Below are 24,195 nucleotides of genomic sequence, written 5' to 3'. Positions count from 1 at the left end.
GGGCGGCCGGGGTTCTCCGTGTCTAGAAGGTGCTCCGGGTCGGCAGCGGCTTGCCGTACCACAGCTCGATCAGCCGGGCGGCGATGGAGATGCCGTAGGGCGGCAGCACCTCGCCGGACTCGAAGGCCGCGCCCAGCTCGTCGCGGGAGAACCAGCGGGCCTCCTCGATCTCCTCGCCGTCGGCGTCGATCTCGGTCGAGGTGGCGTGGGCGAAGAAGCCCAGCATCAGGCTGGACGGGAACGGCCAGGGCTGGCTGGCGACGTACTCGACCTCGCCGACCGTGATGCCCGCCTCCTCGAAGACCTCGCGGCGCACCGACTGCTCGATGGACTCGCCGGGCTCGACGAAGCCGGCCAGCGTGGAGAAGCGGCCCTCGGGCCAGTGCACCTGGCGGCCGAGCAGGATGCGGTCCGCTTCGTCGGTGACCGCCATGATCACCGCCGGGTCGGTGCGCGGATAGTGCTCGGCACCGCACGCCTGGCACCGGCGGATGTGCCCGGCGGCGGCGATGACGGTGCGCTCGCCGCAGCGGGAGCAGAAACGGTGGGTGCGCTGCCAGTTCTCCAGGCCGACCGCGTGCACCATCAGCCCGGCGTCGCGCGCGGAGAGCAACAGGCCCGCCTCGCGCAGTCCGGCGGGGCGCGCGGACTGGTCGATGCGGCCGGGCAGGGAGTCCTTCTGGAGCGCGAAGTAGCTGACGCCGTCCTCGTCCTCGCCCAGGAAGTAGCGGTGGGCCTCGGTGAGAGGGGCCTCGAAGGAAGGGGTCATGACGAGTTCGGTACGGCCGTCGGGCGTCTCGTCGATGAGTACCTGGCCGCCGGAGACCACGAAGCAGCGGGTCGTGGGATGGCTCCACGCCGCAGCGAGCCAGGCTTCGTCGAGCCGGTGGTGGGCGGCTCGGTCGATGCCGCTCGGGGCGGTGAGCGAGATGGGTCGGTCAGCGGTGTGGTCGGTCCGGGTGGTCACGGGTGCTTCCAACTCCCCCAATGGAGCGGTCGGTTCGGCGGGCGGTCAGGCAGGTCACGGGTCACGGGTCACGGGCACCACGGCCGGGCGGGGGCGGCCGGGCCGGGCGTTCCTTCCAGTGTGCCCGGCGCGCGGTGCCGTTCCCGAACGGCGGGCTTTCTCAGGGAGCGGGCCGCCAGGTGTCGGCGAGGTCGCTCCACAGGTGGGCGCTGGTCTCGACGCCTCTGAAGAGCAGGTCCAGCTCGACCTTCTCGTTCGGGGCGTGCCAGCCGTCGGAGGGGACGGAGATGCCGAGGAAGAGGACCGGGGCGCCCAGCACGTCCTGGAGGTCGGCGGCGGGGCCGGAGCCTCCTTCCCGGGTGAACCGCACCGGCTTCTGGAAGGCGCGGCCCATCGCGCGGGCCACGGACTGGAGCGCGGGGTGGTCGAGCGGGGTGAGGCAGGGGCGCGTACCCGGGCTGAACTGGATCTCCAGCCGGATTCCGGCGGGCACCTGCCGCTCGGCCCACACCTGCACGGCCTTCTCGACCGCGCCGAGATCCTGGCCGGCGACCAGCCGGAAGGACAGCTTCACGAAGGCCGAGGAGGGGACGATCGTCTTGCTGCCCGCGCCCTGGTAGCCACCGCCGATGCCGTTGACCTCGGCGGTCGGGCGGGCCCAGACGCGCTCCAGGGTGCTGTAGCCGGCCTCGCCGTGCGTCGCGTGCGACTTGGCGGTGCGCAGCCACTCGGCCTCGTCGAAGGGCAGCTCGGCGAAGAGTTCGCGCTCCCGCTCGGTCAGGTCCACGACGCCGTCGTAGAAGCCGGGCACGGCCACGCGCCCGTGTTCGTCGTGCAGGGCGGCGACCAGGCGGGCGGCGGCGGTGGCCGGGTTGGGCACGGCGCCGCCGAAGGCGCCGGAGTGGATGTCCTGGTCCGGGCCGTGGAACCGGATCTCGCACTCGGCGAGGCCGCGCAGACCGGTGCAGACCGTCGGGGTGTCCTCGGACCACATACCGGTGTCGGACACGATCACCGCGTCGGCGGCGAGCCGGCCGGCGTGCGCCTCGACCAGGACGCGGAAGTTCGGCGAGCCGGACTCCTCCTCGCCCTCGATCAGCAGCTTGAGACTGACCGCCGGCGCGGTACGGCCGGTCGCGGCGAGGTGGGCGCGGACGCCGAGTGTGTGGAAGAACACCTGGCCCTTGTCGTCGGCGGCACCCCGCGCGAACAGCCGGTTCCCGCGGACGACGGGCTCGAAGGGGTCGGTGTCCCAGCCGTCCTCGCGGGCGGCGGGCTGGACGTCGTGGTGGCCGTAGACCAGCACGGTGGGGGCGCCGGGGTCGTCCGAGGGCCATTCGGCGTAGACGGCCGGGGCGCCCTCGGTGGGCCAGACCTCGGCCACCGGGAAGCCGGTCCCGGTGAGTTTCGCGGCGAGCCAGTCGGCGCTGCGCCGTACATCGGGGGCGTGTTCCGGCTGGGTGGACACGGACGGGATGCGCAGCCACGCGGCGAGGTCGTCGAGGAAGCCGGCGCGGTGCCGGTCGATGTACGCGCGGACGGCGCTGTCCGGGGTCTGGCTCATGCTCACGAGCCTATCGGCCCGCACCGACATCCTCGGCGGGCGGTTCGTCACACCCGGGCATCCGCGTCGTCCCGGTTCGTTCCCCTTCGAGCAGGCGCGCCAGCTGCTCCCGGCCGGGCAGCGGGTCCGGACGGTCCACCTCGCCGGTGCGCACGTACAGGAACGCGGCGCTGACCGATTCGGGCGGTACGCCCTGCTGCTCGGCCCAGGCCAGCCGGTAGACGGCGAGCTGGAGCGGGTCGGCGCCACGGGTGCGGCCGGTCTTCCAGTCCAGGATCTCGTACGTGGCGTCGTGGCCGTCGCCGTCCTTGTAGACGGCGTCGATCCGGCCGCGTACGACCCGGCCGGCGAGGGTGAGCTGTACGGGGACCTCGACGCGGTAGGGCGTGCGCCGGGCGTACTCAGTGCGCTCGAAGGCTTCCTTGAGGGCTTCGAGGTCGGCCTCGTCGGCGATCTCGGCGTCGGTGCCGGGCAGGTCGTCCGGTTCCAGCAGGGGCAGCATCAGCTCTTCGTAGCGGGACTCGACCCAGGCGTGGAAGCGAGTGCCCCGGCGTGCGGCGGGCTGCGGGGGGCGCGGCATGGGGCGCGCGAGTTCCTGCGCGAGCCCGTCGGGGTCCTCGGCCAGCCGGAGCATCTGGGTGGCGGTGAGGACGGCGGGCAGCGGCACGTCGATGACGGCGCGCCGGGCGCGCATCAGTTCTCCGGCGAGGGCGTCGAGGTCGCGGTCCCAGGAGGCGACCGCGCGGGCCTCCTCGGGGGTGAGCCGGGGCTGCGGCTCGGGGGCGGACGCCTGGTGCGGGACGGACGCGGTGGGGCGCTCGGCGCTCCAGTGGTCCCAGTCACCGGGGTTGTCCTCGGGCTCGTCGAGATCGGCCGGCGGCCACTCGGGATCGTCGTACGCGGTCGGCTCCGGGAGTGGAGCGGTCAGATGGCCGTAGACGGTCCCGGCGGCCCGCCGGCGGCGTGCGAAGGCGAGGGCGTCCAGGGGCAGCGGCCATGCCTGGTCGGCGTCGGCGGTGTGCAGGGCCGGGTTCTCCGCGCCCTCCTCCGGGGCGTCGGCCCACACCTCGGTCTCGCCGTACCCGGCGGCGCAGTGGTCGTGCAGGGCCGTCAGGAAGCCGGAGGGGCCGCGCGGCTTCTTCTGGCTGGGGCCCCACCAGTGGCCGGAGCCGAGCAGGAGGGAGCGGGGGCGGGTGAAGGTGACGTAGCCGAGGCGGAGTTCCTCGGTGTGCTGGTGCTCCTTCATGGCCTCGTGGAAGCCCTTGACTCCCCTGGCGTCCCAGGAGTCCACGTCGGGCAGGGTGGCGGTGTCGCCGCGCAGGGCGTGCGGGAGCACCTTGGCCTGCGCGGTCCACTTCTCGCGTCCCTGGGCACTGGGGAAGGTGCCGCTGACCAGGCCGGGGACGGCGACCACCTCCCACTCCAGCCCCTTGGACTTGTGCGCGGTGAGCACCTTGACGGTGTTCTCGCCGCCGGGCAGGGCGTTGTCGAGGCCCTTCTCGTACTGGGCGGCGGTGCGCAGGAAGGCGAGGAAGGCGAGCAGGGTGGCCTCGCCGTCGCCGGCCGCGAAGGAGGCGGCCACGTCGAGGAAGTTGGACAGGGTCTCGCGGCGGCGGGCGGCTAGCGCGTGCGGGGACGCCGACAGCTCGACCTCCAGGCCGGTGACGGCGAGCACCCGGTGCAGCACGTCCATCAGCGGATCGGACAGGCTGCGGCGCAGGTCGCGCAGCTCGGCGGCGAGGCGGGCGAAACGCACGCGCGCTTCCGGGGAGAACGGCAGGTCGTCGGCGTACTTCTCCGCGCCGAAGGAGGTCTCAAGGAAGGTGTCCAGGGCGTCCGCGAGCGAGGTCACCTCGGAGGGGTCGACGCCCTCGACGGCCTCGGCGAGCCTGCGGTCGGGGTCGTCGGCGCCGTCCACGCGCGCGTGGGCGACGAGCAGCCGGGCGCGGCGGCCGAGCAGCGCCAGGTCACGGGGGCCGACGCGCCAGCGCGGGCCGGTCAGCAGCCGGACCAGGGCGGCGTTCGCGCCGGGGTCCTGGAGCACCTCGCAGACGGCGACCAGGTCGGCGACCTCGGGCAGGTGCAGCAGCCCGGACAGCCCGACGACCTCCACGGGCACGTCCCGGGCGACGAGCGCGCCCTGGATCTCCGCGAAGTCGGTCGCGGTGCGGCACAGTACGGCGATCTCGCCGGGCGGGGTGCCGGTGCGGACCAGGTGGGCGAGGGAGTCGGCGAGCCAGTCGATCTCCTCGGCGTGGGTGGGCAGCAGGGCGCAGCGGACCAGGCCGTCGCGCTCGGCGCCGGGTGCCGGGCGGAGCGCCTCCACGCCCGCGTGCAGGGCGCGCAGGGGCTCGGCGAGGCCGTTGGCGAGGTCGAGGAGGCGGCCGCCGCTGCGCCGGTTCTCGCTGAGTGCGTGCCGGGCGGCGGGGCTGCCGTCGGCGCGGGCGAAGTGCTCGGGGAAGTCGTCCAGGTTGGCGACGGACGCGCCGCGCCAGCCGTAGATGGCCTGGCAGGGGTCGCCGACTGCGGTGACGGGGTGGCCGGTGCCCTGGCCGAAGAGGCCCGCGAGCAGGACCCGCTGGGCGACGGAGGTGTCCTGGTACTCGTCCAGCAGGACGACCCGGAACTCCTCGCGCACCACCCGGCCCACCTCGGGGATGCGGGCGAGGCGGGCCGACAGGGCGATCTGGTCGCCGAAGTCGAGCAGGTCGCGGGCGCGTTTGGCGGCCCGGTAGCGCTGGACGAGCCCGGCGAGTTCCCGGCGCGCGGCGAGCGTCTCCGGGACCTTGCGCAGGTCGGCGTTGCTGAGCCTGACGCCGTCCAGGGTCGTCAGCAGGCCGGCGTCCCAGACGCGCAGTTCCTCGGGGTCGACCAGGTGCTCGGACAGCTCGGAGTCGAGCGCGAGCAGGTCGGTGACGAGGTCCGCGAAGGAGCGGGTGAGCGCCGGGTAGGGGCCCGGTGCCTCGCGCAGCACGCGGGCGGCGAGCTGGTAGCGGGTGGCGTCGGCGAGCAGCCGGGAGCTGGGCTCCAGGCCGAGGCGCAGCCCGTGGTCGGTGAGCAGCCGTCCGGCGAAGGCGTGGTACGTCGAGATGACGGGCTCGCCGGGCGGGTTGTCCGGGTCGATCGCGTCCGGGTCGGTGATCCCGGCCTTGATCAGGGCCTTGCGGACGCGTTCGGCGAGTTCACCGGCCGCCTTGTTGGTGAAGGTCAGGCCGAGCACCTGCTCGGGGGCGACCTGGCCGGTGCCGACCAGCCACACCACGCGTGCGGCCATCACCGTGGTCTTGCCCGAACCGGCTCCGGCCACGATCACCTGCGGGGCGGGCGGCGCGATGACGCAGGCCGTCTGCTCCGGGGTGAACGGGATGCCGAGCAGCTCTTTGAGCTGCTCGGGGTCGGTGAGGTGCACGGGCATGCGGGGAAGGCTAGCGGCGAGCGCCGACAACCGGGCGCCGACCCTGTGGAAAGCCTGCGGAAAGCGCAGGTCAGCGGGGTGCCGTGGTGCCGTACGTCACTCCGGCACGCGCCGTCACCGCACCTGCCGTCAGTCCACCACGCGCCGTCACTCCACCCACCTGCCGTCACTCCACCACGTGCCGGCCCTCGGGGCGGGCGCTGCACGAGGCGCGGAAGGAGCAGTGCGCGCAGTGCTGGCCGGTGCTGGGGGTGAACCGCTCGTCCAGCACCTTTCCGGCGGCGGTGGCCAGCAGGTCCCCGACCCATTCCCCGTCGAGCTGCTCCTGGGCCTGCACCCTGGGCAGCGTCTCGCCGCCGTCCTTCTTCGCCGCGCCCTGTCTGAGCTGGACGAGTTCGGCGCCGCCGGGCTCCGGGCGGGCGCCGTCGAAAGCGTCGTCCACCGCGCCCTCGGCCACCGCGAGCTGGTAGACGGCGAGCTGGGGGTGGCGGGCCACCTCGGCGGCGGTGGGGGCGTTCCTGCCGGTCTTGAAGTCCACGACGTAGGCACGGCCGTCGCCGTCCGTCTCGACGCGGTCCATCTGGCCCCGGATGCGGACCTGGTACTCCCCCGCCTCCAGGGTCACGTCGAAGTCTTGCTCGCTGGCTATGGGGGTGCGGGTGGCGCGGTCCAGGACGTGCCAGTTCAGGAAGCGTTCGAGCGCCGCGCGGGCGGTCTCCTTCTCCTGGGCGGACTTCCAGGGCGCGTCGAAGGCGAGCGCGTTCCACACCGAGTCCAGGCGTTCCATCAGGACGTCGAGATCGGCGGGGGTACGGCCGGAGGCGATCTCGTCGGCCAGGACGTGGACGACGTTGCCGAAGCCCTGGGCGGCCGTGGCGGGCGCGTCGGCCTTCACCTCGCGGCCGAGGAACCACTGCAGGGCGCAGGTGTTGGCGAGCTGGTCCAGCGCGCTGCCGGAGAGCACCACGGGCTGGTCCCGGTCGCGCAGCGGCACCTTGCTCGCGGTCGGCTCGTACATCCCCCACCAGCGGTCGGGGTGGGCGGCGGGCACCAGCGGGCGGCCGTCCTCGTCGGCGAGCGCGGCGAGCCGGGCCAGCCGGCGCGCGGCCGCGTCCCGCAGGGCGTCCGAGACAGCCGGGTCGACGGTGGTGGCGCGCAGCTCGGCGACGAGCGCGGCGACCGCCAGCGGGCGGCGCGGACGGCCGGTGACGTCACGGGGCTCGACGCCCAGCTCGGTCAGGAAGCGGGACGGCTGGTCACCGTCGTCGGCCGGCGCCTTCACGGCGGTGACGACGAGACGGTCACGCGCGCGCGTGGCGGCCACGTAGAACAGCCTGCGCTCCTCCGCGAGCAGGGCGCCCGGGGTCAGCGGCTCGGCGAGGCCGTCCCGGCCGATCCGGTCGGCCTCCAGCAGGGAGCCCCGGCGGCGCAGGTCGGGCCAGAGCCCCTCCTGCACGCCCGCGACGACGACCAGCCGCCATTCCAGCCCCTTGGAGCGGTGCGCGGTCATCAGGCGTACGGCGTCGGGGCGCACCGCCCGGCGGGTGAGGGTGTCGGCGGCGATGTCCTCGGCGTCGATCTCCTCCAGGAAGTTCAGCGCGCCGCGTCCCCCGGTGCGCTCCTCCGCGCGGGCGGCGGTGGCGAACAGCGCGCAGACGGCGTCCAGGTCCCGGTCGGCGTTGCGGCCGGCCGCTCCCCCGCGCCGCGCCGCCCGCTCCAGCCTGCTGGGCCAGGGGGTGCCGTTCCACAGCGCCCACAGCGCCTCCTCGGCGGTGCCGCCCTCGGCCAGACACGCGCGTGCCTTCCCCAGCAGCGCGCCGAGCCGCTGCGCCCCCCGCGCGTACGAAGGGTCGTGCGCCACGAGCCGCTCGGGCTCCGCGAGCGCCTGGGCGAGCAGCACGTCGGACGGCGCGGGCAGGGCCTGGCCCGCGGCCCGCTCCTCCTCCCGCAGGGCCCGGCCGAGCCGGCGCAGGTCGGCGGCGTCCATGCCGCCGAGGGGGGAGGAGAGCAGGGTGACGGCGGTCTCGGTGTCCAGCCACCGGGCGTCCGTCTCAGGGGGCGGGAAGTCGTCGGCAGCCCCCGCCTCGGCCAGCGCCACCGCCCGCAGGGCCGTCAGCAGGGGTGCGACCGCCGGTTCGTGGCGCAGGGGCAGGTCGTCGCCGTCGATGTCCAGGGGGACGCCCGCCGCCGTGAGGGCGCGCCGGAGGGTCGGGATGGTGAGGGAGCCCGCGCGGACGAGGACCGCCATCTCGTTCCACGGGACGCCGTCCTCTAGGTGGGCACGGCGCAGGATGTCGGCGATGTTGTCCAGCTCGGTGCCGGGCGTCGGGTAGGTGTACGCCTCCACGTGGCCGCCCTCGCGGACGGCGGTGGGCTCGCGGTGGACGCGCAGCTTCTCGGCGGGGAGCTGGGACAGCGGCATGCGCCGGGTGACGCGGCGGGTCGCGGCCAGCAGGCCGGCCCCGGAGCGGCGGTTGGTGCGCAGCACCTCGACGGGGGCGGGGCGGCCGTCCGCGCGCGGGAAGGCGGCCGGGAAGTCGAGGATGCCGTTCACGTCGGCGCCTCGGAAGGTGTAGATCGACTGGTCGGGGTCGCCGAGGGCGACCAGGGTGCGGCCGCCGCCGGCCAGCGCGTGCAGCAGGCGTACCTGCGCGGGGTCGGTGTCCTGGTACTCGTCGACGTACACCGCGTCGTAGGACGCGGCGAGGCGTTCGGCGGCCTCGGGGCGGTGGGCGAGGAGCACCGCGCGGTGCACGAGTTCCGCGTAGTCGATGACGCCCTGGAGGTCGATCACGTCCAGGTACTCGGCGAGGAACGCTGCCGCCGCGCGCCAGTCCGGGCGGCCGCTGCGGCGCGCGAAGGCGTCCAGCGCGCCGGGGGCGAGCCCCAGCTCGCGGCTGCGCGCGAGGACCGCGCGGACCTCGTCGGCGAAGCCGCGCGTGGTCAGGCAGGCGCGCAGGTCGTCGGGCCAGCGCACATGCGTGAGCCCGAGCCGCTCCAGCTCGGGCTGCCCCGCGAGCAGCTCGCGCACGGTGACGTCCTGCTCGGGGCCGGAGAGCAGGCGCAACGGCTGGGCGAAGCGGTCGCCGTCCTGGTGGGCGCGGACCAGGGCGTAGCAGTAGGAGTGGAAGGTGGTGGCGCGGGGCGCGCGGGCGGCGCCCATGCGCCGGGCCATCCGGTCGCGCAGCTCGACGGCGGCCTTGCGGCTGAAGGTCAGCACCAGGATGCGTTCGGGGTCGCCGCCCCGGGCGACGCGCGCGGCGACGGACTCCACCAGGGTGGTGGTCTTGCCGGTGCCGGGCCCCGCGAGGACCAGCAGCGGCCCGCTCCCGTGCTCGATCACCGCGCGCTGGGCGGCGTCCGGGCGGGGCGGCGGGGACTGTGCGGGCGGGGTGCGGAGCAGCCGGTAGGCACCACGAGGCGCCTGCCGGCCCTGGGGGTGCGGCAGGCGTCCGGTGGAGGAGGTGGTGCTCACGTGGTTCGCCGGTCCTGGTGGTGGTGCGGGGTGGTCGTGCGGGGTGGTCGTGGGGCGTACAGAGGCGGGCGGCCTCCGGGGCTTCCCGCTCCACCGAACGTACGTCATCTCGCGGACGTGCCCGATGTCCCCCGTACGAGCGGACCTGAGCCGCAACCCTTGCCGGAGGCCCTCAGCTGTGTTTCGGCGTGGCGCCGTCCCAGCGGGCCCGTCCCATGTCGAGTCGCGGCAGGTGCCCCCCGGCGCCGCGGGACGCCTGCCTCAGCGGGGTGCCCTCGGCGCGGTAGTGGCCGAGGGCGCGCTGCTCGTGGCCGGGCAGCAGCGCGCCGTCGGCCCGCACCACGCGCCACCACGGCACCGCGCCCCCGTACAGCGCCATCACCCGGCCCACCTGGCGCGGCCCGCCCTCCTCCAGCCACTCCGCGACGTCCCCGTAGGTCATGACCCGCCCCGGCGGAATCCGCTCGGCCACGTCGAGCACGCGCTCGGCGTACTCCGGAAGGGCGTCCGCGCGCTCCTCCCCGACGGGACTCTGCTCGCTCATCCACCCCATCCTGCCGTACGCCTACGACAATGGGACGAGGCAGGCCAGGGGCGTCCGGGCGGGCCCGCGGTCCGCGCGACCGCACTTTCCGCACCCCCATCCGTACCCTGATGCCCCCTCGGGCCACTCGGACGTGCCACCATCGTGCGGGCGGTGACCGGTGATACGAGACCAAGAAGAGATCATGAAGCAGCAGGGTGTGCACCCCGACGACGCGGAGGGCACCTCTGGCGCGTCCGCGCGCCCCGGCGCCTCCCGCGAAGCCCTCGACGACCCCGGCGCAGCCGCCGGGAAGGACACCGCACGCGCGCGTGAAGGCGGCCGGCCCGAGCCGGACGCCATCAGGAGCGGCGGCCTCCCCGCGCGGGCGCACGCCCCGGGCAGCGTCCCGGACGGCTCCCTGGAGACGGTCGAGGGCGACGAACCGCTGCTCCCCGCGCGCGTGCACCGCCCCTCCGACCTCATGCGGCTGCTGGTGGGCGTGCTGGCGATCGCCCTGCTGCTCGCCGTCGCCGCGTTCGCGCACGGCACCACCTCGGGGCTCGAACAGGACATCAACAAGGGCACCGGCCAGGCCCCCGACCTGCTGATCAAGATCGCGGGGCTGGCGTCCAGCATCGCCATCCTGCTGGTACCGGTCGCGTTCGCCATCGAGCGGCTGATCAAACGTGACGGGCTGCGCATCGCGGACGGCGTGCTCGCGGCGGTCCTCGCGCACGGTGTCACCCTCGCCACCGACCTCTGGGTCGCCCGCGCCGCCCCCAGCTCCATCCAGGAGGCGCTGACCCAGCCCGCCCCCGGTGACATCCATGCCCTGACCGACCCGGTGCACGGCTATCTCGCGCCCGTCATCGCCTATATGACGGCCGTCGGCATGTCCCGCAGACCCCGTTGGCGCGCGGTGCTGTGGATCGTGCTGCTGCTCGACGCGTTCTCCATGCTGGTCACCGGGTACACCACGCCGTTCGCCATCATCCTGACGGTGCTGATCGGCTGGACCATCGCCTACGGCACCCTCTACGCCGTCGGCTCCCCCAACGTCCGCCCCACCGGGCGCACCCTGATGGCGGGCCTGCGCCATGTCGGCTTCCATCCGGTCAGCGCGGTCCGCGAGGAGGGCCCCGAAGCGGAGAACGGCGACCGGGGGCGGCGCTACTTCGTCACCCTGGAGGACGGCCCACCGCTCGACGTGACCGTCGTCGACCGGGAGCAGCAGGCCCAGGGCTTCTTCTACCGCGCGTGGCGCAACCTCACCCTGCGCGGCTTCGCCACCCGTTCCAGCCTCCAGTCCCTCAGACAGGCCCTGGAGCAGGAGGCGCTCCTCGCGTACGCGGCCATCGCGGCCGGCGCCAGCGCCCCCAAGCTGATCGCCACCTCCGAGCTGGGTCCCGACGCGGTCATCCTGGTCTACGAGCACACCGGTGGCCGCACGCTGGACTCGCTGGCCGACGACGAGATCACCGACGAGCTGCTGCACAAGGTCTGGCACCAGGTGCGGGCCCTGCAGTCCCGGCGCATCGCGCACCGCAGGCTCGCGGGTGACGCGGTACTGGTGGATCGTTCCGGCAAGGTGATCCTCACCGAGCTGCGCGGCGGCGAGATCGCGGCGGGTGATCTGCTGCTGCGCATGGACGTGGCCCAGATGCTGACCACACTCGGTCTGCGGGTGGGCGCCGAGCGGGCCGTGGCGGCGGCGGTCGCGGTGCTCGGCCCGGACGCGGTGGCCGACTGCCTGCCGATGCTCCAGCCCATCGCGCTGACCCGCTCCACCCGCGCCACCCTGCGCAAGCTGGGCCGCGAGCGCGCGCAGCGGGAGCGGGAGGCGGTGCTGGAGTCGTCCCGGCTGGCCAAGCAGGCCCGGCTGGAGGCGGCCTCCGAGGAGGGCGCGGCCCTGCCGGAGAAGCCCGACAAGAAGACCGTCCGCGCCGAGCAGCGGGCCGAGAAGCGGGCCATCGACGAGGCGATCGACGACGCCCGCGAGGAGGATCTGCTCACCCAGATCCGGCACCAGGTGCTCCGGATCAGGCCGCTGGCCCCGGTCGAGCCGGCCCGGCTGGAGCGCATCCGGCCGCGCACCCTGATCAGCTTCATCGCGGGTGCGATCGGCGCGTACTTCCTGCTCACCCAGCTCACCCACATCGAGTTCGGCAAGCTGTTCGCGCAGGCCCAGTGGGGCTGGGTGGCGGCGGCGGTGGCGTTCTCCGCGCTCAGCTACGTGGCCGCCGCGATGGCGCTGCTCGGGTTCGTGCCGGAGCGGGTGCCGTTCGTGCGGACGGTGGCGGCGCAGGTCGCCGGGTCCTTCGTCAAGATCGTCGCTCCGGCGGCGGTCGGCGGTGTCGCGCTGAACACGCGGTTCCTCCAGCGGCAGGGGGTGCGGCCGGGGCTCGCGGTGGCGAGTGTGGGCGCGTCCCAGCTGTTCGGACTCGGCTGCCACATCCTGATGCTGCTGTCCTTCGGCTACCTCACCGGCACCGAGAAGACGCCTTCGCTGTCGCCGTCCCGTACGGTCATCGCCGGTCTGCTGACGGTCGCGGTGCTGGTGCTGGTGGTGACCTCGGTGCCGCTGCTGCGGAAGTTCGTCGTCACGCGGGTGCGGTCGCTGTTCGCCGGGGTGGTGCCGCGCATGCTGGACGTGCTCCAGCGGCCGCAGAAGCTGGTCACCGGCATCGGCGGCATGCTGCTGCTCACCGGGTGCTTCGTGATGTGCCTGGACGCCTCGATCCGGGCGTTCGGCGACGAGTCGGCGCACATCAGCATCGCAGGCGTCGCCGTCGTCTTCCTCGCGGGCAACGCGCTCGGCTCCGCCGCGCCGACGCCGGGCGGGGTCGGGGCCGTGGAGGCGACGCTCACCGTCGGGCTGATCGCGGTCGGGCTGCCCAAGGAGGTGGCGGCTCCGGCGGTCCTGCTGTTCCGGCTGCTGACGCTGTGGCTGCCGGTGCTGCCGGGGTGGCTGGCGTTCAACCATCTGACCCGTAAGGGGGCGCTGTAGGGGGAGGGTGGCCCTCAGGGGCGCCGCAGGGGCAGGGTGACCCGTAGGGGCCGGTGCCCCCGCGGCTCCGTACTCCTTACGGCCCGTGCCCCGCGCGGAGTGGCGGGCGCGCCGTGAGGATGGCCGTATGCCGAACCCTTCCCGGGCGCGTGCCGCCGCCCTGACGACCAGTGCCGTGCTCATGGCCGCCCTGCTGGCCGGCTGCGGCGGTGAGTCGGGGCAGGGGGATCTGACGAAGCAGAAGCTGGAGTGGAAGGACTGTCCGGCCCCCTCCGAGGCGGAGGGCGGCGGCCCGTCCCCGTCCCCGCTGCCGGGCGGTGCGAAGTGGCAGTGCTCCACCATGCTGGCACCCCTGGACTGGGGCAAGCCCAAAGGTGACACCATCGGCATCGCCCTGATCCGCGCCAGGGCGGACGGTCCGGCGAAGGACCGGATCGGCTCGCTGGTGTTCAACTTCGGCGGCCCCGGCGGCAGCGGTGTCACCACGCTGCCCGCGTTCGGCGAGGACTACGCGGCCCTGCGCACCCGGTACGACCTGGTCAGCTTCGACCCGCGTGGGGTCGGCCGCAGCGCGCCGGTGCTCTGCGAGAGCGACTCCCAGCTCGACGCGTTCTTCCAGCAGGACGCGACGCCGGAGGACACCGCCGACCAGCGGCAGCTCATCGCCCGCACCGCGCAGTTCAACGACGCGTGCGAGCGGCGGTCCAAGAAGATCCTGCCCCATGTGCGCACCACGGACGCGGCCCGCGACATGGACCTGATGCGCCAGGTGCTCGGCGACGCCGAACTGCACTACTTCGGCATCTCCTACGGCACCGAACTCGGCGGTGTCTACGCGCACTTGTTCCCCACGCACGTGGGGCGTGCCGTCTTCGACGCGGTCGTGGACCCCACCCAGACCCCGGAGCAGGGGGCGCTGAGCCAGGCGCGGGGGTTCCAGCTCGCGCTGGACAACTTCGCGGAGGACTGCACGTCCAAGGTCGAGGACTGCCCCCTCGGGGACACCGCCGACGACGTGAAGAACCGTATCGCGGGGCTCCTGGGGGACCTGCGGAAGAAGCCCATCCCCGGCATCCCCCCGCGCGAGCTGACCCAGACGGCGGCGACCAACGGCATCGCGCAGTCGCTGTACTCCAAGGACTTCTGGGAGTACCTGACCGAGGGGCTGGAGCAGGCGTACGAGGGTGACGGCAGGGTGCTGATGCTGCTGTCCGACTCGATGAACGGGCGTGCGGAGAACGGCGAGTACAGCAACATCACTCCGGCCAACATCGCCATCAACTGCTCGGACGAGAAACCCCGTTACTCCCCGGCCTACATCCGCTCCAAGCTCCCCGGCTTCCGCGCGGCCTCCCCCGTCTTCGGGGACTTCCTCGCCTGGGGCATGGCCGGCTGCACCGACTGGGCCGTCCCAGGCGCCGCCGACCACCCCGACGTTCGCGCCCCCGGCTCCGCCCCGATCCTGGTCGTCGGCAACACCGGCGACCCCGCCACCCCCTACGAGGGCGCCCGCGCCATGGCCGACGCCCTCGGCAAGGGCGTGGCCGTCGAACTCACCTACAAGGGCCAGGGCCACGGCGCGTACGACAGCAAGAACCGCTGCGTCCAGAAGGCCGTCAACGACTACCTCCTGACGGGCAAGTCCCCCGAACCGAACACGGTGTGCTCCTGACGGACGCGACGACGGCAGCACCGGACGGCGAAGGCCCACGGCTCCCAGGAGTTCAGGGACCGTGGGCCATGCGCGGACGGAACGGCTCAGTACACCGGCTTGCTCGGTTCGATCTGGTTGACCCAGCCGATCACGCCGCCGCCCACGTGGACCGCGTCCGCGAAGCCCGCGGACTTCAGGACGGCCAGGACCTCCGCGCTGCGGACGCCCGTCTTGCAGTGGAGGACGATGCGCCTGTCGTGCGGGAGGGACTCCAGGGCGGTGCCCATGAGGAAGTCGTTCTTGGGGATGAGCTGGGCGCCGGGGATGGAGACGATCTCGTACTCGTTCGGCTCGCGGACGTCGATAATCTGGATGTTCTCGCCGTCGTCGATCCACTCCTTGAGCTGCTTGGGAGTGATCGTGGAGCCGGCGGCTGCCGCCTGGGCCTCCTCGGAGACGACGCCGCAGAACGCCTCGTAGTCGATCAGCTCGGTGACCGTGGGGTTCTCGCCGCACACCGCGCAGTCGGGGTCCTTGCGGACCTTGACCTGGCGGTACTGCATCTCCAGGGCGTCGTAGATCATCAGGCGGCCGACCAGCGGTTCGCCGATGCCCGCGAGGAGCTTGATGGCCTCGTTGACCTGGATCGAGCCGATCGACGCGCACAGCACGCCGAGCACGCCGCCCTCGGCGCAGGAGGGGACCATGCCGGGCGGCGGGGGCTCCGGGTAGAGGCAGCGGTAGCAGGGACCGTGCTCGGACCAGAAGACGGACGCCTGGCCGTCGAAACGGTAGATCGAGCCCCAGACGTACGGCTTGTTCAGCAGCACGCACGCGTCGTTGACCAGGTAGCGCGTGGCGAAGTTGTCCGTGCCGTCGACGATCAGGTCGTACCGGCCGAAGATCTCCATCACGTTCTCGGCCTCGAGCCGCTCCTCGTGCAGGACCACGTCCACGTACGGGTTGATGCCCTTGACCGTGTCCCGCGCGGACTCCGCCTTCGAGCGGCCGATGTCCGCCTGGCTGTGGATGATCTGCCGCTGGAGGTTGGACTCGTCGACCTCGTCGAACTCCACGATGCCGAGCGTGCCGACACCTGCCGCCGCGAGGTACATCAGCGCGGGTGAACCCAGGCCGCCGGCGCCCACGCAGAGCACCTTGGCGTTCTTCAGCCGCTTCTGCCCTTCCATCCCGACGTCCGGGATGATCAGGTGGCGGGAGTACCGGCGGACCTCGTCTACGGTGAGCTCGGAAGCGGGCTCGACCAGGGGTGGCAGCGACACGGGGACTCCGTTGGTCGGTCGATCACTACGGGTTGTTCCTCCCGTAACACTGCCACGGCCTTCTTCATTCCGAGACACCCGTTCCGACCAGCGAGACGAATGCGTCCCAGTGGCCGGGCATGGTCTCCCACGGGTCGGCCCGGCCGCCCGGCTCCGTGCGGTCGGTGAAGCAGACCGTGCCGGCGCCCTGCCGGCGCGCGATGCGCAGCGCCTCCTCCAGATGGCCGCGCGGCACCCCGTGCACGAAGTGGCAGAAACGGCTCGCCGGGTGGTCGGCGGTCCACTCGGCCACCTGCGCCCAGCGGTAGTCGGCCCCGGCGAGCGCGGAGCGTGCCGATCACCCGGCGGACCTCGGAGAGCGCCGCCCGGTCGCCGGGACACCGCTCCAGCAGGAAGCCGTCGACGCGGTACCAGTCGAGGTGGCGGTACGCGTCGGAGACCAGGTCGGCGAAGGGGCGGATGCCGTGGGCGAGGTCGAGGTGGCCGAGGACGCGGACGCCGCCGTCGCGCAGCCGGCCCGCCGCCTCCATGCAGTGCGGGTCGGGCCGGGTGCCGGGTCCGGCGGCCACATCGAGCACCACCCAGTCCAGCGCCATGCCGGGCCGGCCCAGTCCGGCCCACCGGGCGGGCGCGGTGAGCGGGTGCGCGTAGCCGGGGACGCCGATCGCGGTGCGTACGCCGGTGGCGGCGGGCGCGCTGGTCAGATGCGGCATGCCGCCTCCATCCAGATGTCCGCGAGGGACTCCTCCAGATTGATCCGGGGCCGCCAGCCGAGCCGGTCGCGGGCGGTGCGCACATCGGCCTGCTGCCAGCTCCCGCAGCCGTCCGGGTAGGGGTAGGCGACCGGCACCGCGTGGTCCAGGTCCCCGCGCGGATGCCCGAGCTGGGCGCGGTGCGGCCCCGGCGGGGCGTCGAGTTCGTTGAGCGCACCGCCGTACCCGGCGACGCGGGCGAGGACGGTGGCGGCGTCGCGCAGGCGTACGGCGCGGCCGGAGCCGATGTTGATGACGCCCTGCGCGGCGGAGAGCGAGGCGGCGTGCACGGCTCTCGCCACGTCCCGTACGTCGACGAAGTCGCGCTGTACGCCGAGCCCGGCGAGCTTGAGTTCGCCGTCGCCCGCCTGCATGGCGCGGCGCATGGCCTCGGCGAGTCTCCCCAGGGGTGACCCGGCCGGGGTACCGGGTCCGGCGGGCGAGAAGACGCGCAGCACCACGGCGTCCAGCCCGGAGCCGAGGACCAGTTCGGTCGCGGCGAGCTTGCTGACCCCGTAGGGGCCGCCCGGACGGGGTACGGCGTCCTCGGCCGTGGAGGAGCCGGGCTGGCTCGGCCCGTACTCGGAGCCGCAGCCGGTCTGCACCAGCCGGGCCCCGCAGCCGCTGCGGCGCAGCGCCTCGCAGACGGTGGCCACGGCGACGGTGTTGTGCCGGGTGAGATCGCGGGCGCCGCCCCGGGTGGCACCGGCGCAGTTGACGACGACGCCGGGGTGCACGGCGTCCAGGAACCTGGTGAGCGCGCCGGGGCTGCCGGTGGCGAGGTCGAAGCGGACGTCGGCGTCGTCGCCCCGGCCGAGCGCGGTGAGCTGCACGGCGGGGTCGGCGAGGAGACGGTCGGCGACGAAGCGGCCGATGTATCCGTTGGCTCCGATCAGCAGAACCCTCATAGAGCGGCTCCCGAGGTGTGCGCCACGGCTGCTCCCACGGACCCGGCCACTGCGGTGACTCCGTGTCGGGAGGTGGTCATCTGGTGTTCTCCTTCTCAGGGACGAAGGTCTCAGGGACGAAGGTCTCAGGGACGAGGGGGGGAGAGGGCGGAGGGCGGTGGGGCGCCGGTCCTGTGGGGGGCTGGGGGACGGTGCGGAGAGCCTCGCGCGCGGGGCGCGGGCCGCCGGGATCACCCGCGGGAAGCCTCACCCCGGGCCCCCCGCGGGGGCGTGGGCCGAGGCTCGGGTGAGGGTGCGCAGGGCGTGGGCCAGGAGGAGCAGGGCCGCGCAGCCGCAGCTCAGTGCCGGGACGGCGGCGGCCCCCAGGGGGTCGACCAGGGCCGTCACGGGGACGGCGAGGAAGCCGCAGTCGGGGAGGCGTCCGCTCAGGACCAGTGCCGGTGCTGCCAGTTCGGCGGCCGCCGCCGCGCCCAGGACCACCGCCGGCGCGTGCCGGTGCCGGTGGACGGCGAGGAGGCGGGCGAGGAACAGCAGGGCGCCCAGGGTGAGGGCCCACGGCCAGGCGGGGTCCTCGTCCAGTACGGCGCCGGTCAGCGCGAGCAGGCCGGTCAGGGCGGCCAGGTACAGGGCGAGGACACCGAGCAGCAGGGGGCGCGCGCCGGAGGTGAAGTCCTCCAGGCCCCGGCTGCGCGCGAGCCGTCGGCGGGCGCCCAGGTCGAGGAGGTGGACGCACCAGGCGGCGGGGGCGCAGGCCAGCGCGAGGGCCAGCACGGGTGCGGTGGCGGTGGGCCAGGGCCCGTCCGGGGCGCCGGTGGGCAGCGCGTCGGGGCCGCCGCTCACCACGGCGTCCAGCAGGCCGTCGCCGAGGAGGGCGTAGCCGAGGAGGCAGACCGTCCACACGGGGGCGGAGGGCCTCGGGGCGGCGCCGGGGCGGGCCGCGAGGGGGCCCCGGCCGAGGGCGGCGCGTACGGCGAGGGTCACGGCGAGCAGTCCGCCGAGGGCGACCAGGGGGCGGGCGGTGCCCTGGCTCAGCCTCAGCCCTGCCACCGTGCCGGAGGCGACCGCGCCGGGCAGCAGGGTGAGCAGGACCCAGCCGGTACGGATGCGCGGGCCGGGGCCGGGTGCGGGCTCGGGGGGCGGGTCCGCGTCGCGGGGCACGCGCGCGTACAGCTCCTCGGCGAGCGAGAACACGTCCCGGTGCCGGTACCGGGCGGCGGAGCGGTCGGTGAAACCGTGCGACTCCAGCCCGGCGGCGATCTCCAGCGGGTCCACAGCCCGCTCGCACAGCTCCCGGTGCCGGTGCAGCAGCGCCTTCACGGGGTCGACGGCGCCCCTGCGGAGGGCACCGGCTCCCGGGGCCGCGGCGGCTCCGGAGGCCCCGGACGCGGGCACCGCCCCCGGCCCGGTTCTGTCGACGCCCCTCATCGCGTCCCCTCGGTCGCGCGGACCGGCGCCGGTGAGCCCCGGCCGCGCAGCGGGGTGCGTGCCGTGGGCATGGTCCGGTGACCGGGCACGTGGGCCTCGGCCGCCACGGCGAACGGCAGAGGCCCACCGATGTCGCCGACGGCACCCCCACGCGCCGGACAGCGCGACATGATCTCCAGGTAAATGCCGTGAAATGCCGCGATGTTCTGTTCCACGCCGAACAGCTCCAGCGCACGCGCCCGCCCCGCCGCCCCGAGCCGCGCACGGCGCTCGGGGTCGCGCAGCAGCGCCCCGCACACCTCCGCGAGCGCTCGCGGATTGCGCGGCGGTACGACGAGTCCGGTGCCGCCGACGACCTCGACCACGGCGCCCACGGCGGTGGACACCGCGGCCCGGCCGCAGAACATCGCCTCGGCCGGGCTGACCGGCAACCCCTCGACCACGCTGGACAGCACGACGACGGCACCGGCGGCGTACGCGTCGGGCGGCGTCGGCGCCTCGGGCGCCCCCACCTCCGTGAACGTCACGGGGTTGTCCCCTGCGGCCTGCGGCCCCTCCGCCTCGTCCGGGAAGAGCCGGGCGGCCGGCGCCCGGCACCGCGCGAGGTACCGAGCGGCGTCCATGCCCGGACGGACGGTACGGATGCGGGCGCGGTCGGCGCCGCACCGCTCCTGCCGGCGGCGGGCGTGGCTGCTGCCGGGGGTGAGGAGCTCCGCGCGCCGGTAGAACTCGGTGGCGAGCCGGCCGTGGAAGGCGGCGAGCAGCGCGCGCACGGCGGGGGCGGCGGTGCCGGGACCGAGCGCGAGGTAGTGGGCGCGCAGCTGGACGCCGTACTCGGTGACCAGCGGGGGGACGCCGGAGAAGTGCCGGGCGAGCAGGCCGGGAAGGGCGGCTGAGCCGCCGGAGGTGGCGTGGCAGAGGTCGACGGCGCCGAGGGCGCCGTCCCCGTACCGGTCCAGGGAGAGGGGGCGCAGGGCGCGGGCGGGGTGGCCGGTGACGGCCAGCAGGTCGGGGACGCGCGCCTCGCGCGCCGTGCGGGGCGCGCCGGGGGCGCGGCAGGCGCGCTCCAGGGCGCTGACGGCGTGGTCGGAGCGGAGGGCTCCGGTCAGGGCGCCGGTGTCGCGGGCGCGTTCGGCGAGGTTGTACAGCGCGTTGCCGAAACGGTCCGCCAGTTCGGCGGTGGAGCCCGCCTGTGTGCCGCAGACCGCGCCGAGCAGCTCGCCGTAGTGCTCGGCGAACCGCTTGCGGGCGCGCCGGCCGAGGGGGGCGCCGTCGTCCCCGGCCGTCCGCAGCCGGGCGGTGCGCACTCGCCTGACCTGCGGCGGGATCGGCAGCCGGCCGTTGTCCTCCCGCCGCCTGCCACGGCTGAGCGCGTAGATGTCGAACTCGTGCTGCCCGAGCCCGCGCACGAGCCGGTCGCACCAGAGCCCGGTGTCACCGCCGGCACACGGATAGCCACTCTCGGTAAGCAGTCCGATGCGCACGCGTGCACCCCCGATCTCCCGTGTGTGGGAGCCGCCGTCGTCCCGGCGGCTCGCAGCGGGACGAACGTACGCGGAGTGGGCGGTGGCGCGACGGACGGTTGTCCATCGCACCACCGGAAGGGGTGAACGGTCGTGACTTTCGCGGGCGAGCCGCGTTCTGGCACGCTATCTGGCACGCTAGGAGATCAGACGGTGACGTTCCGCACGCGACATCTCATGCCGGGGCGGGCTCCCGCCGGGCCGCCCGGCGCCGCGCGGCGACCTCCGGGTCCAAGGCCGGTACGGCGGCCAGGAGTTGGCGGGTGTAGGGATCGCGCGGGTGCTCGTACACCTCGTCGGCCGGCCCGGTCTCGACGATCCGTCCCCGGCGCATGACGGCGACCCGGTCGCTGACCTGGCGGACCACGGCGAGGTCGTGCGCGACGAAGACGAGCGCGAGCCCGAGTTCCCGGCGCAACTCGTCCAGCAGCTCGACCACCTGGGCCTGGGTGGTGACGTCGAGCGCGGAGACGGGCTCGTCGCAGACGATGACACGCGGGTCGGCGGCGAGGGCCCGCGCGATGCCGACGCGCTGGCGCTGTCCGCCGCTGAACTCGTGCGGGTAGCGGTCGTGGTGGGCCGCTTCCAGACCGACCCGCTCCAGCAGTCCGGTCACCCGCTCGCGTACGGCCTTGTCGTCCAGCTCCCCCTTGGCGCGCAGCGGGTCGGCGATCGAATCGCCCACCGTGCGGCGGGGGTTGAGGGAGGAGGCCGGGTCCTGGAACACCATCTGCACGGCCGGGTCGACCCCGCGGTGCGCGCGCCCGTCGTACCGGATGCTGCCCGAGGTGGGCTCCAGCAGCCCGACCAGCATGCGGCCCAGGGTCGTCTTGCCGCTGCCGCTCTCCCCCACGATGCCGAGGGTCTCGCCCCGGCGCAGGGTCAGCGAGACGTCGTCCACGGCCGTGAACGACCCGCGGCCACGCCCGAACTCCCGCCGCAGCGACGTCGCTTCGAGCACCGTCTCCCCCGCCTCCCCGGCGGGCGCCGTACGCGAGGCGTCCACGCGCGGTACGGCGGCGAGCAGCTCACGGGTGTACGGCTGCCCGGGAGAGGCCAGCACCTGCCGCAGCGGCCCGTGTTCGACGGCGCGGCCGTGCCGCATGACGAGCACGTCGTCGGCGCTCTCGGCGGCGACGCCCACGTCATGGGTGACGAGCAGCAGGCCGAGCCCGTTCTCCTGGCGCAGGGTGTGCAGCAGGTCGAGGATCTGGGCCTGCACGGTGACGTCGAGCGCGGTGGTCGGCTCGTCCGCGATGAGCAGCTCGGGTTCGCAGGCCAACGCCATGGCGATCAGCGCGCGTTGGCGCATCCCGCCGCTGAACTCGTGCGGCCGGGACCGCGCCCGGCGGACGGCGTCCGGGATGCCGACCCGGTCCAGCACCTCCACGGCACGCGCGCGTGCGGCCCGCCGGGAGGCCCGGGTGTGGACGCGGTACACCTCGGCGATCTGGTCGCCCACCGCGTAGTACGGGTCGAGGGAGGACAGCGGGTCCTGGAAGACCATGGCGGCCTTGGCCCCGCGCAGCCCCCGCAGCTCGGCGTCGGAGGCCACGTCGGTGCCCGCGACCAGGACCGAGCCGCCGACGCGCGCCCCGGTGTCCCGGTGCAGCCCCAGCAGGGCGCCGGCGACGGTGGACTTGCCGGAGCCGGACTCCCCCACCACCGCCAGCGCGGCCCCCTTCTCCAGCGTGAAGGAGAGTCCGTCGACGGCGCGCAGGGCGCCGAACTCCACGGTGAGGTCGGTGACTTCGACCAGGCTCATGCGAGGACCACCCGGCGGTCGGCCAGCGCGTACAGGATGTCCGCGACGGCGTTGGCGATGACGACGAAGAAGGCGACGACCAGGACCATGCCGACGACCACGGGCAGGTCCACGACCTTGACCGCGTGCACCAGCTCCTGGCCGATGCCGGGCAGCCCGAACAGGGTCTCGGTGAGGACCGCGCCGCCGATGGCGGAGCCGACGTTGTTGGCGTTGAGCGCGATGACGGGGGCGAGCGCGCCGCGCAGGGCGTGCCGTCCGACGATGGACCGCTCGCCGACGCCGTAGGCGCGGAAGGTGCGGATGTGGTCCTCGGCGAGGGTCTCCAGCATGGCCGAGCGGGTGAGCCGGGCGAACGCGGCCGCCTCGATCAGGGCCAGCGACAGCCAGGGCAGCAGCAGGTTCCAGGCCCACTGCTCGGGGTCGTCGCCGAAGCTCACGTACTGCGGGAAGGGCAGCAGCTGGAGTTCGCCGCAGACCACGATCATCAGCACCAGGCCGAGCACGAACACGGGCGTGGCCCAGCCGGCCAGGGTGAGCACGGTGAGCACCCGCTCGGAGAGCCGGCCGCGCCGCCAGGCGGAGAGGACGCCGGTGCCGACGCCGATGACCAGCCAGAGCACCATCGCGCCGGCCACCAGCGAGAGGCTGACCGGCAGCTTGGCCAGCAGCAGCGTCAGCACCTGCTGGTCGCTCTGGTAGGAGAGCCCGAGGCAGGGCGCCGCGCAGTGCTCGACGGAGGTGCCGGTGGAGTAGTCCTGGCCGGCGAACAGCCCTTGGAGGAAGTGGAAGTAGCGCAGGTAGAGCGGGTCGTCGAGCCGGAGCTGGGCCGCGACCTGGTGCACCTGCTCCGGGGAGCAGCGCGGGCCGCAGGTGATCTGGGCGACGTTGCCGGGGGTGGCGTAGAAGACCACGTAGACGAGGACCGAGACGGCGAGCAGGGTGATGAGCGTGCCCGCGGCGCGGCGCAGCAGGAATCCGCCGAAGCCGTTCACGCGGCGTCCTCCTTCCGGGCGCGGCCGGTGCCGACGCGCAGCCGGGAGGCGGCGCGCGGGTCGAGTGCGGTGCGTACGCCGTCGCCGAGGACGGTGAGGGCGAGCACCGTGGTGAACAGGGCGCCGGCCGGGAACAGCAGGTACTGCGGCGCGGCCTGGTACCAGACGTCGGCGGCGGTGATCATCTGTCCCCAGGAGGGCGTCGGCGGCTTGACCCCGACGCCCAGGAAGGACAGGGCGGCCTCGGCGGAGATGTTGGTGGGCACGAGCAGGGCGGCGTAGGTGATGACGGGCGCGGCGAGGCCGGGCAGCAGCTCGCGGCGGGCGACACGCACGGCGCCCCAGCCGCTGAGCCGGGCGGCGGCCACATGGTCGAGCCCCTTGAGGGTGAGGGTCTGGGCGCGCACGATCTTGGCGACGTTGCCCCAGGCGATCAGGCCGATGACGAGGGCGACCAGCACCGGGCGGGGGAAGCTCGCCGGCACGATGGCCAGCAGCGCCAGGGCCATGATCATGAGCGGCAGGGCCACGATGATGTCGGTGATCCGGCTGAGGACCTGGTCCACCCAGCGGCTGCCCATGGCGGCGGCCACGCCGACGGTGACGCCGATGAGGACCTGGACGAGGGTGGCCGCGAAGGCGACGCCGAGCGAGACGCGGGCGCCCTCCACCAGCCGGGCGAACAGGTCGCGGCCGGTCTGCGGTTCGACGCCGAGCCAGTGCTCGGCGCTGATCCCGCCGAGCGGCCCGACGGGCACCCCGCCGCGCGCGGAGTCGATGAGACCGGGGTGGTACGTGGTCGGGTCCTGCCCCTCGATCGCGGTGAGCAGCGGGGCGGCGAGCGCGACCAGGACGAGCAGCGCGACGACGGCCGCGGCGACCAGGGCGGCCCGCCGCGCGCGCAGCCGCCGCCAGAACTGACGGGCCCCCGAGGCC

14 protein-coding genes and 1 pseudogene are annotated in these 24,195 nt (G+C 74.4%); 2 read left to right on the top strand and 13 right to left on the bottom strand.

Annotated elements, in window-relative coordinates; translation table 11 throughout:
* Window positions 1-22: 22 nt before the first annotated feature.
* The 5 genes from nudC to ACFWN1_RS10315 all read right to left on the bottom strand — a co-directional run bounded on the left by nudC (window position 23) and on the right by ACFWN1_RS10315 (window position 9,965).
* A complete protein-coding gene (gene nudC / locus ACFWN1_RS10335) occupies window positions 23-967 on the bottom strand; it encodes an NAD(+) diphosphatase (protein ID WP_384359691.1) in 945 nt (314 codons plus the stop codon).
* A gap of 160 nt (window positions 968-1,127) precedes the next feature.
* Complete coding sequence (locus ACFWN1_RS10330; protein WP_384359690.1) at window positions 1,128-2,531, bottom strand: dipeptidase; 1,404 nt, start codon at window positions 2,529-2,531, stop codon at window positions 1,128-1,130.
* A gap of 10 nt (window positions 2,532-2,541) precedes the next feature.
* A complete protein-coding gene (locus tag ACFWN1_RS10325) occupies window positions 2,542-5,946 on the bottom strand; it encodes an ATP-dependent helicase (RefSeq protein WP_384359689.1) in 3,405 nt (1,134 codons plus the stop codon).
* Window positions 5,947-6,112: 166 nt separating this feature from the next.
* Window positions 6,113-9,421: an ATP-dependent helicase gene (locus tag ACFWN1_RS10320; RefSeq protein ID WP_384359688.1), complete on the bottom strand. Its 3,309-nt coding sequence runs from the start codon at window positions 9,419-9,421 to the stop codon at window positions 6,113-6,115.
* A 172-nt stretch (window positions 9,422-9,593) separates the two neighbouring features.
* A complete protein-coding gene (locus ACFWN1_RS10315; RefSeq protein ID WP_384359687.1) occupies window positions 9,594-9,965 on the bottom strand; it encodes an MGMT family protein in 372 nt (123 codons plus the stop codon).
* A 184-nt stretch (window positions 9,966-10,149) separates the two neighbouring features.
* On the opposite strand from ACFWN1_RS10315, the gene ACFWN1_RS10310 reads away from it, so the two are divergent.
* Together ACFWN1_RS10310 and ACFWN1_RS10305 are read left to right on the top strand one after the other, a co-directional pair.
* A complete protein-coding gene (locus ACFWN1_RS10310) occupies window positions 10,150-12,954 on the top strand; it encodes a YbhN family protein (RefSeq protein ID WP_384359686.1) in 2,805 nt (934 codons plus the stop codon).
* Between the two features lie 127 nt (window positions 12,955-13,081).
* The gene (locus tag ACFWN1_RS10305) at window positions 13,082-14,626 is read left to right on the top strand and encodes an alpha/beta hydrolase (protein ID WP_384359685.1); all 1,545 of its coding nucleotides are present in this window, start codon (window positions 13,082-13,084) and stop codon (window positions 14,624-14,626) included.
* A gap of 86 nt (window positions 14,627-14,712) precedes the next feature.
* On the opposite strand, the gene moeZ is transcribed toward ACFWN1_RS10305, so the two are convergent.
* The 8 genes and pseudogenes from moeZ to ACFWN1_RS10265 all read right to left on the bottom strand — a co-directional run.
* Window positions 14,713-15,891, bottom strand: coding sequence for an adenylyltransferase/sulfurtransferase MoeZ (moeZ, locus tag ACFWN1_RS10300; RefSeq protein WP_384359684.1), 1,179 nt, complete (start codon window positions 15,889-15,891; stop codon window positions 14,713-14,715).
* Window positions 15,892-15,955: 64 nt separating this feature from the next.
* Window positions 15,956-16,604 (bottom strand): annotated as a pseudogene (locus ACFWN1_RS10295) (phage tail protein).
* Entirely contained in the window at window positions 16,592-17,551 is a 960-nt protein-coding gene (locus tag ACFWN1_RS10290) for an NAD-dependent epimerase/dehydratase family protein (protein ID WP_384359683.1), read from the bottom strand. Before ACFWN1_RS10290 ends, ACFWN1_RS10295 begins: the two are co-directional and overlap by 13 nt.
* A gap of 246 nt (window positions 17,552-17,797) precedes the next feature.
* The gene (locus ACFWN1_RS10285) at window positions 17,798-18,976 is read right to left on the bottom strand and encodes a hypothetical protein (RefSeq protein WP_384359682.1); all 1,179 of its coding nucleotides are present in this window, start codon (window positions 18,974-18,976) and stop codon (window positions 17,798-17,800) included.
* Window positions 18,973-20,460, bottom strand: a complete 1,488-nt coding sequence (locus tag ACFWN1_RS10280) for a DUF3492 domain-containing protein (protein ID WP_384359681.1) — start codon at window positions 20,458-20,460, stop codon at window positions 18,973-18,975. The genes ACFWN1_RS10285 and ACFWN1_RS10280 overlap by 4 nt, the downstream gene beginning before the upstream one ends.
* A 214-nt stretch (window positions 20,461-20,674) precedes the next feature.
* A complete protein-coding gene (locus ACFWN1_RS10275) occupies window positions 20,675-22,264 on the bottom strand; it encodes a dipeptide ABC transporter ATP-binding protein (RefSeq protein WP_384359680.1) in 1,590 nt (529 codons plus the stop codon).
* On the bottom strand, window positions 22,261-23,259 hold the full coding sequence (locus tag ACFWN1_RS10270) for an ABC transporter permease (protein ID WP_384359679.1): 999 nt from the start codon (window positions 23,257-23,259) through the stop codon (window positions 22,261-22,263). Before ACFWN1_RS10270 ends, ACFWN1_RS10275 begins: the two co-directional genes overlap by 4 nt.
* On the bottom strand, window positions 23,256-24,195 hold a 940-nt coding region (locus tag ACFWN1_RS10265), incomplete at its 5' end, for an ABC transporter permease (RefSeq protein WP_384359678.1). The genes ACFWN1_RS10270 and ACFWN1_RS10265, both read right to left, overlap by 4 nt.

Source organism: Streptomyces sp. NPDC058459 (assembly GCF_042721685.1).
GTDB lineage: Bacteria > Actinomycetota > Actinomycetes > Streptomycetales > Streptomycetaceae > Streptomyces.
The sequence above is the reverse complement of the archived record's forward strand: the minus strand, read 5'-3'. Positions and strand labels throughout refer to the sequence as shown.

Coding starts and splice junctions, on each gene's coding strand:
- ACFWN1_RS10310 (WP_384359686.1), top strand. CDS start 10,150: ATGAAGCAGCAGGGTGTGCACCCCGACGACGCGGAGGGCACCTCTGGC.
- ACFWN1_RS10305 (WP_384359685.1), top strand. CDS start 13,082: ATGCCGAACCCTTCCCGGGCGCGTGCCGCCGCCCTGACGACCAGTGCC.
- ACFWN1_RS10330 (WP_384359690.1), bottom strand. CDS start 2,531: ATGAGCCAGACCCCGGACAGCGCCGTCCGCGCGTACATCGACCGGCAC.
- ACFWN1_RS10285 (WP_384359682.1), bottom strand. CDS start 18,976: ATGAGGGGCGTCGACAGAACCGGGCCGGGGGCGGTGCCCGCGTCCGGG.
- ACFWN1_RS10290 (WP_384359683.1), bottom strand. CDS start 17,551: ATGAGGGTTCTGCTGATCGGAGCCAACGGATACATCGGCCGCTTCGTC.
- ACFWN1_RS10275 (WP_384359680.1), bottom strand. CDS start 22,264: ATGAGCCTGGTCGAAGTCACCGACCTCACCGTGGAGTTCGGCGCCCTG.
- ACFWN1_RS10325 (WP_384359689.1), bottom strand. CDS start 5,946: ATGCCCGTGCACCTCACCGACCCCGAGCAGCTCAAAGAGCTGCTCGGC.
- ACFWN1_RS10315 (WP_384359687.1), bottom strand. CDS start 9,965: ATGAGCGAGCAGAGTCCCGTCGGGGAGGAGCGCGCGGACGCCCTTCCG.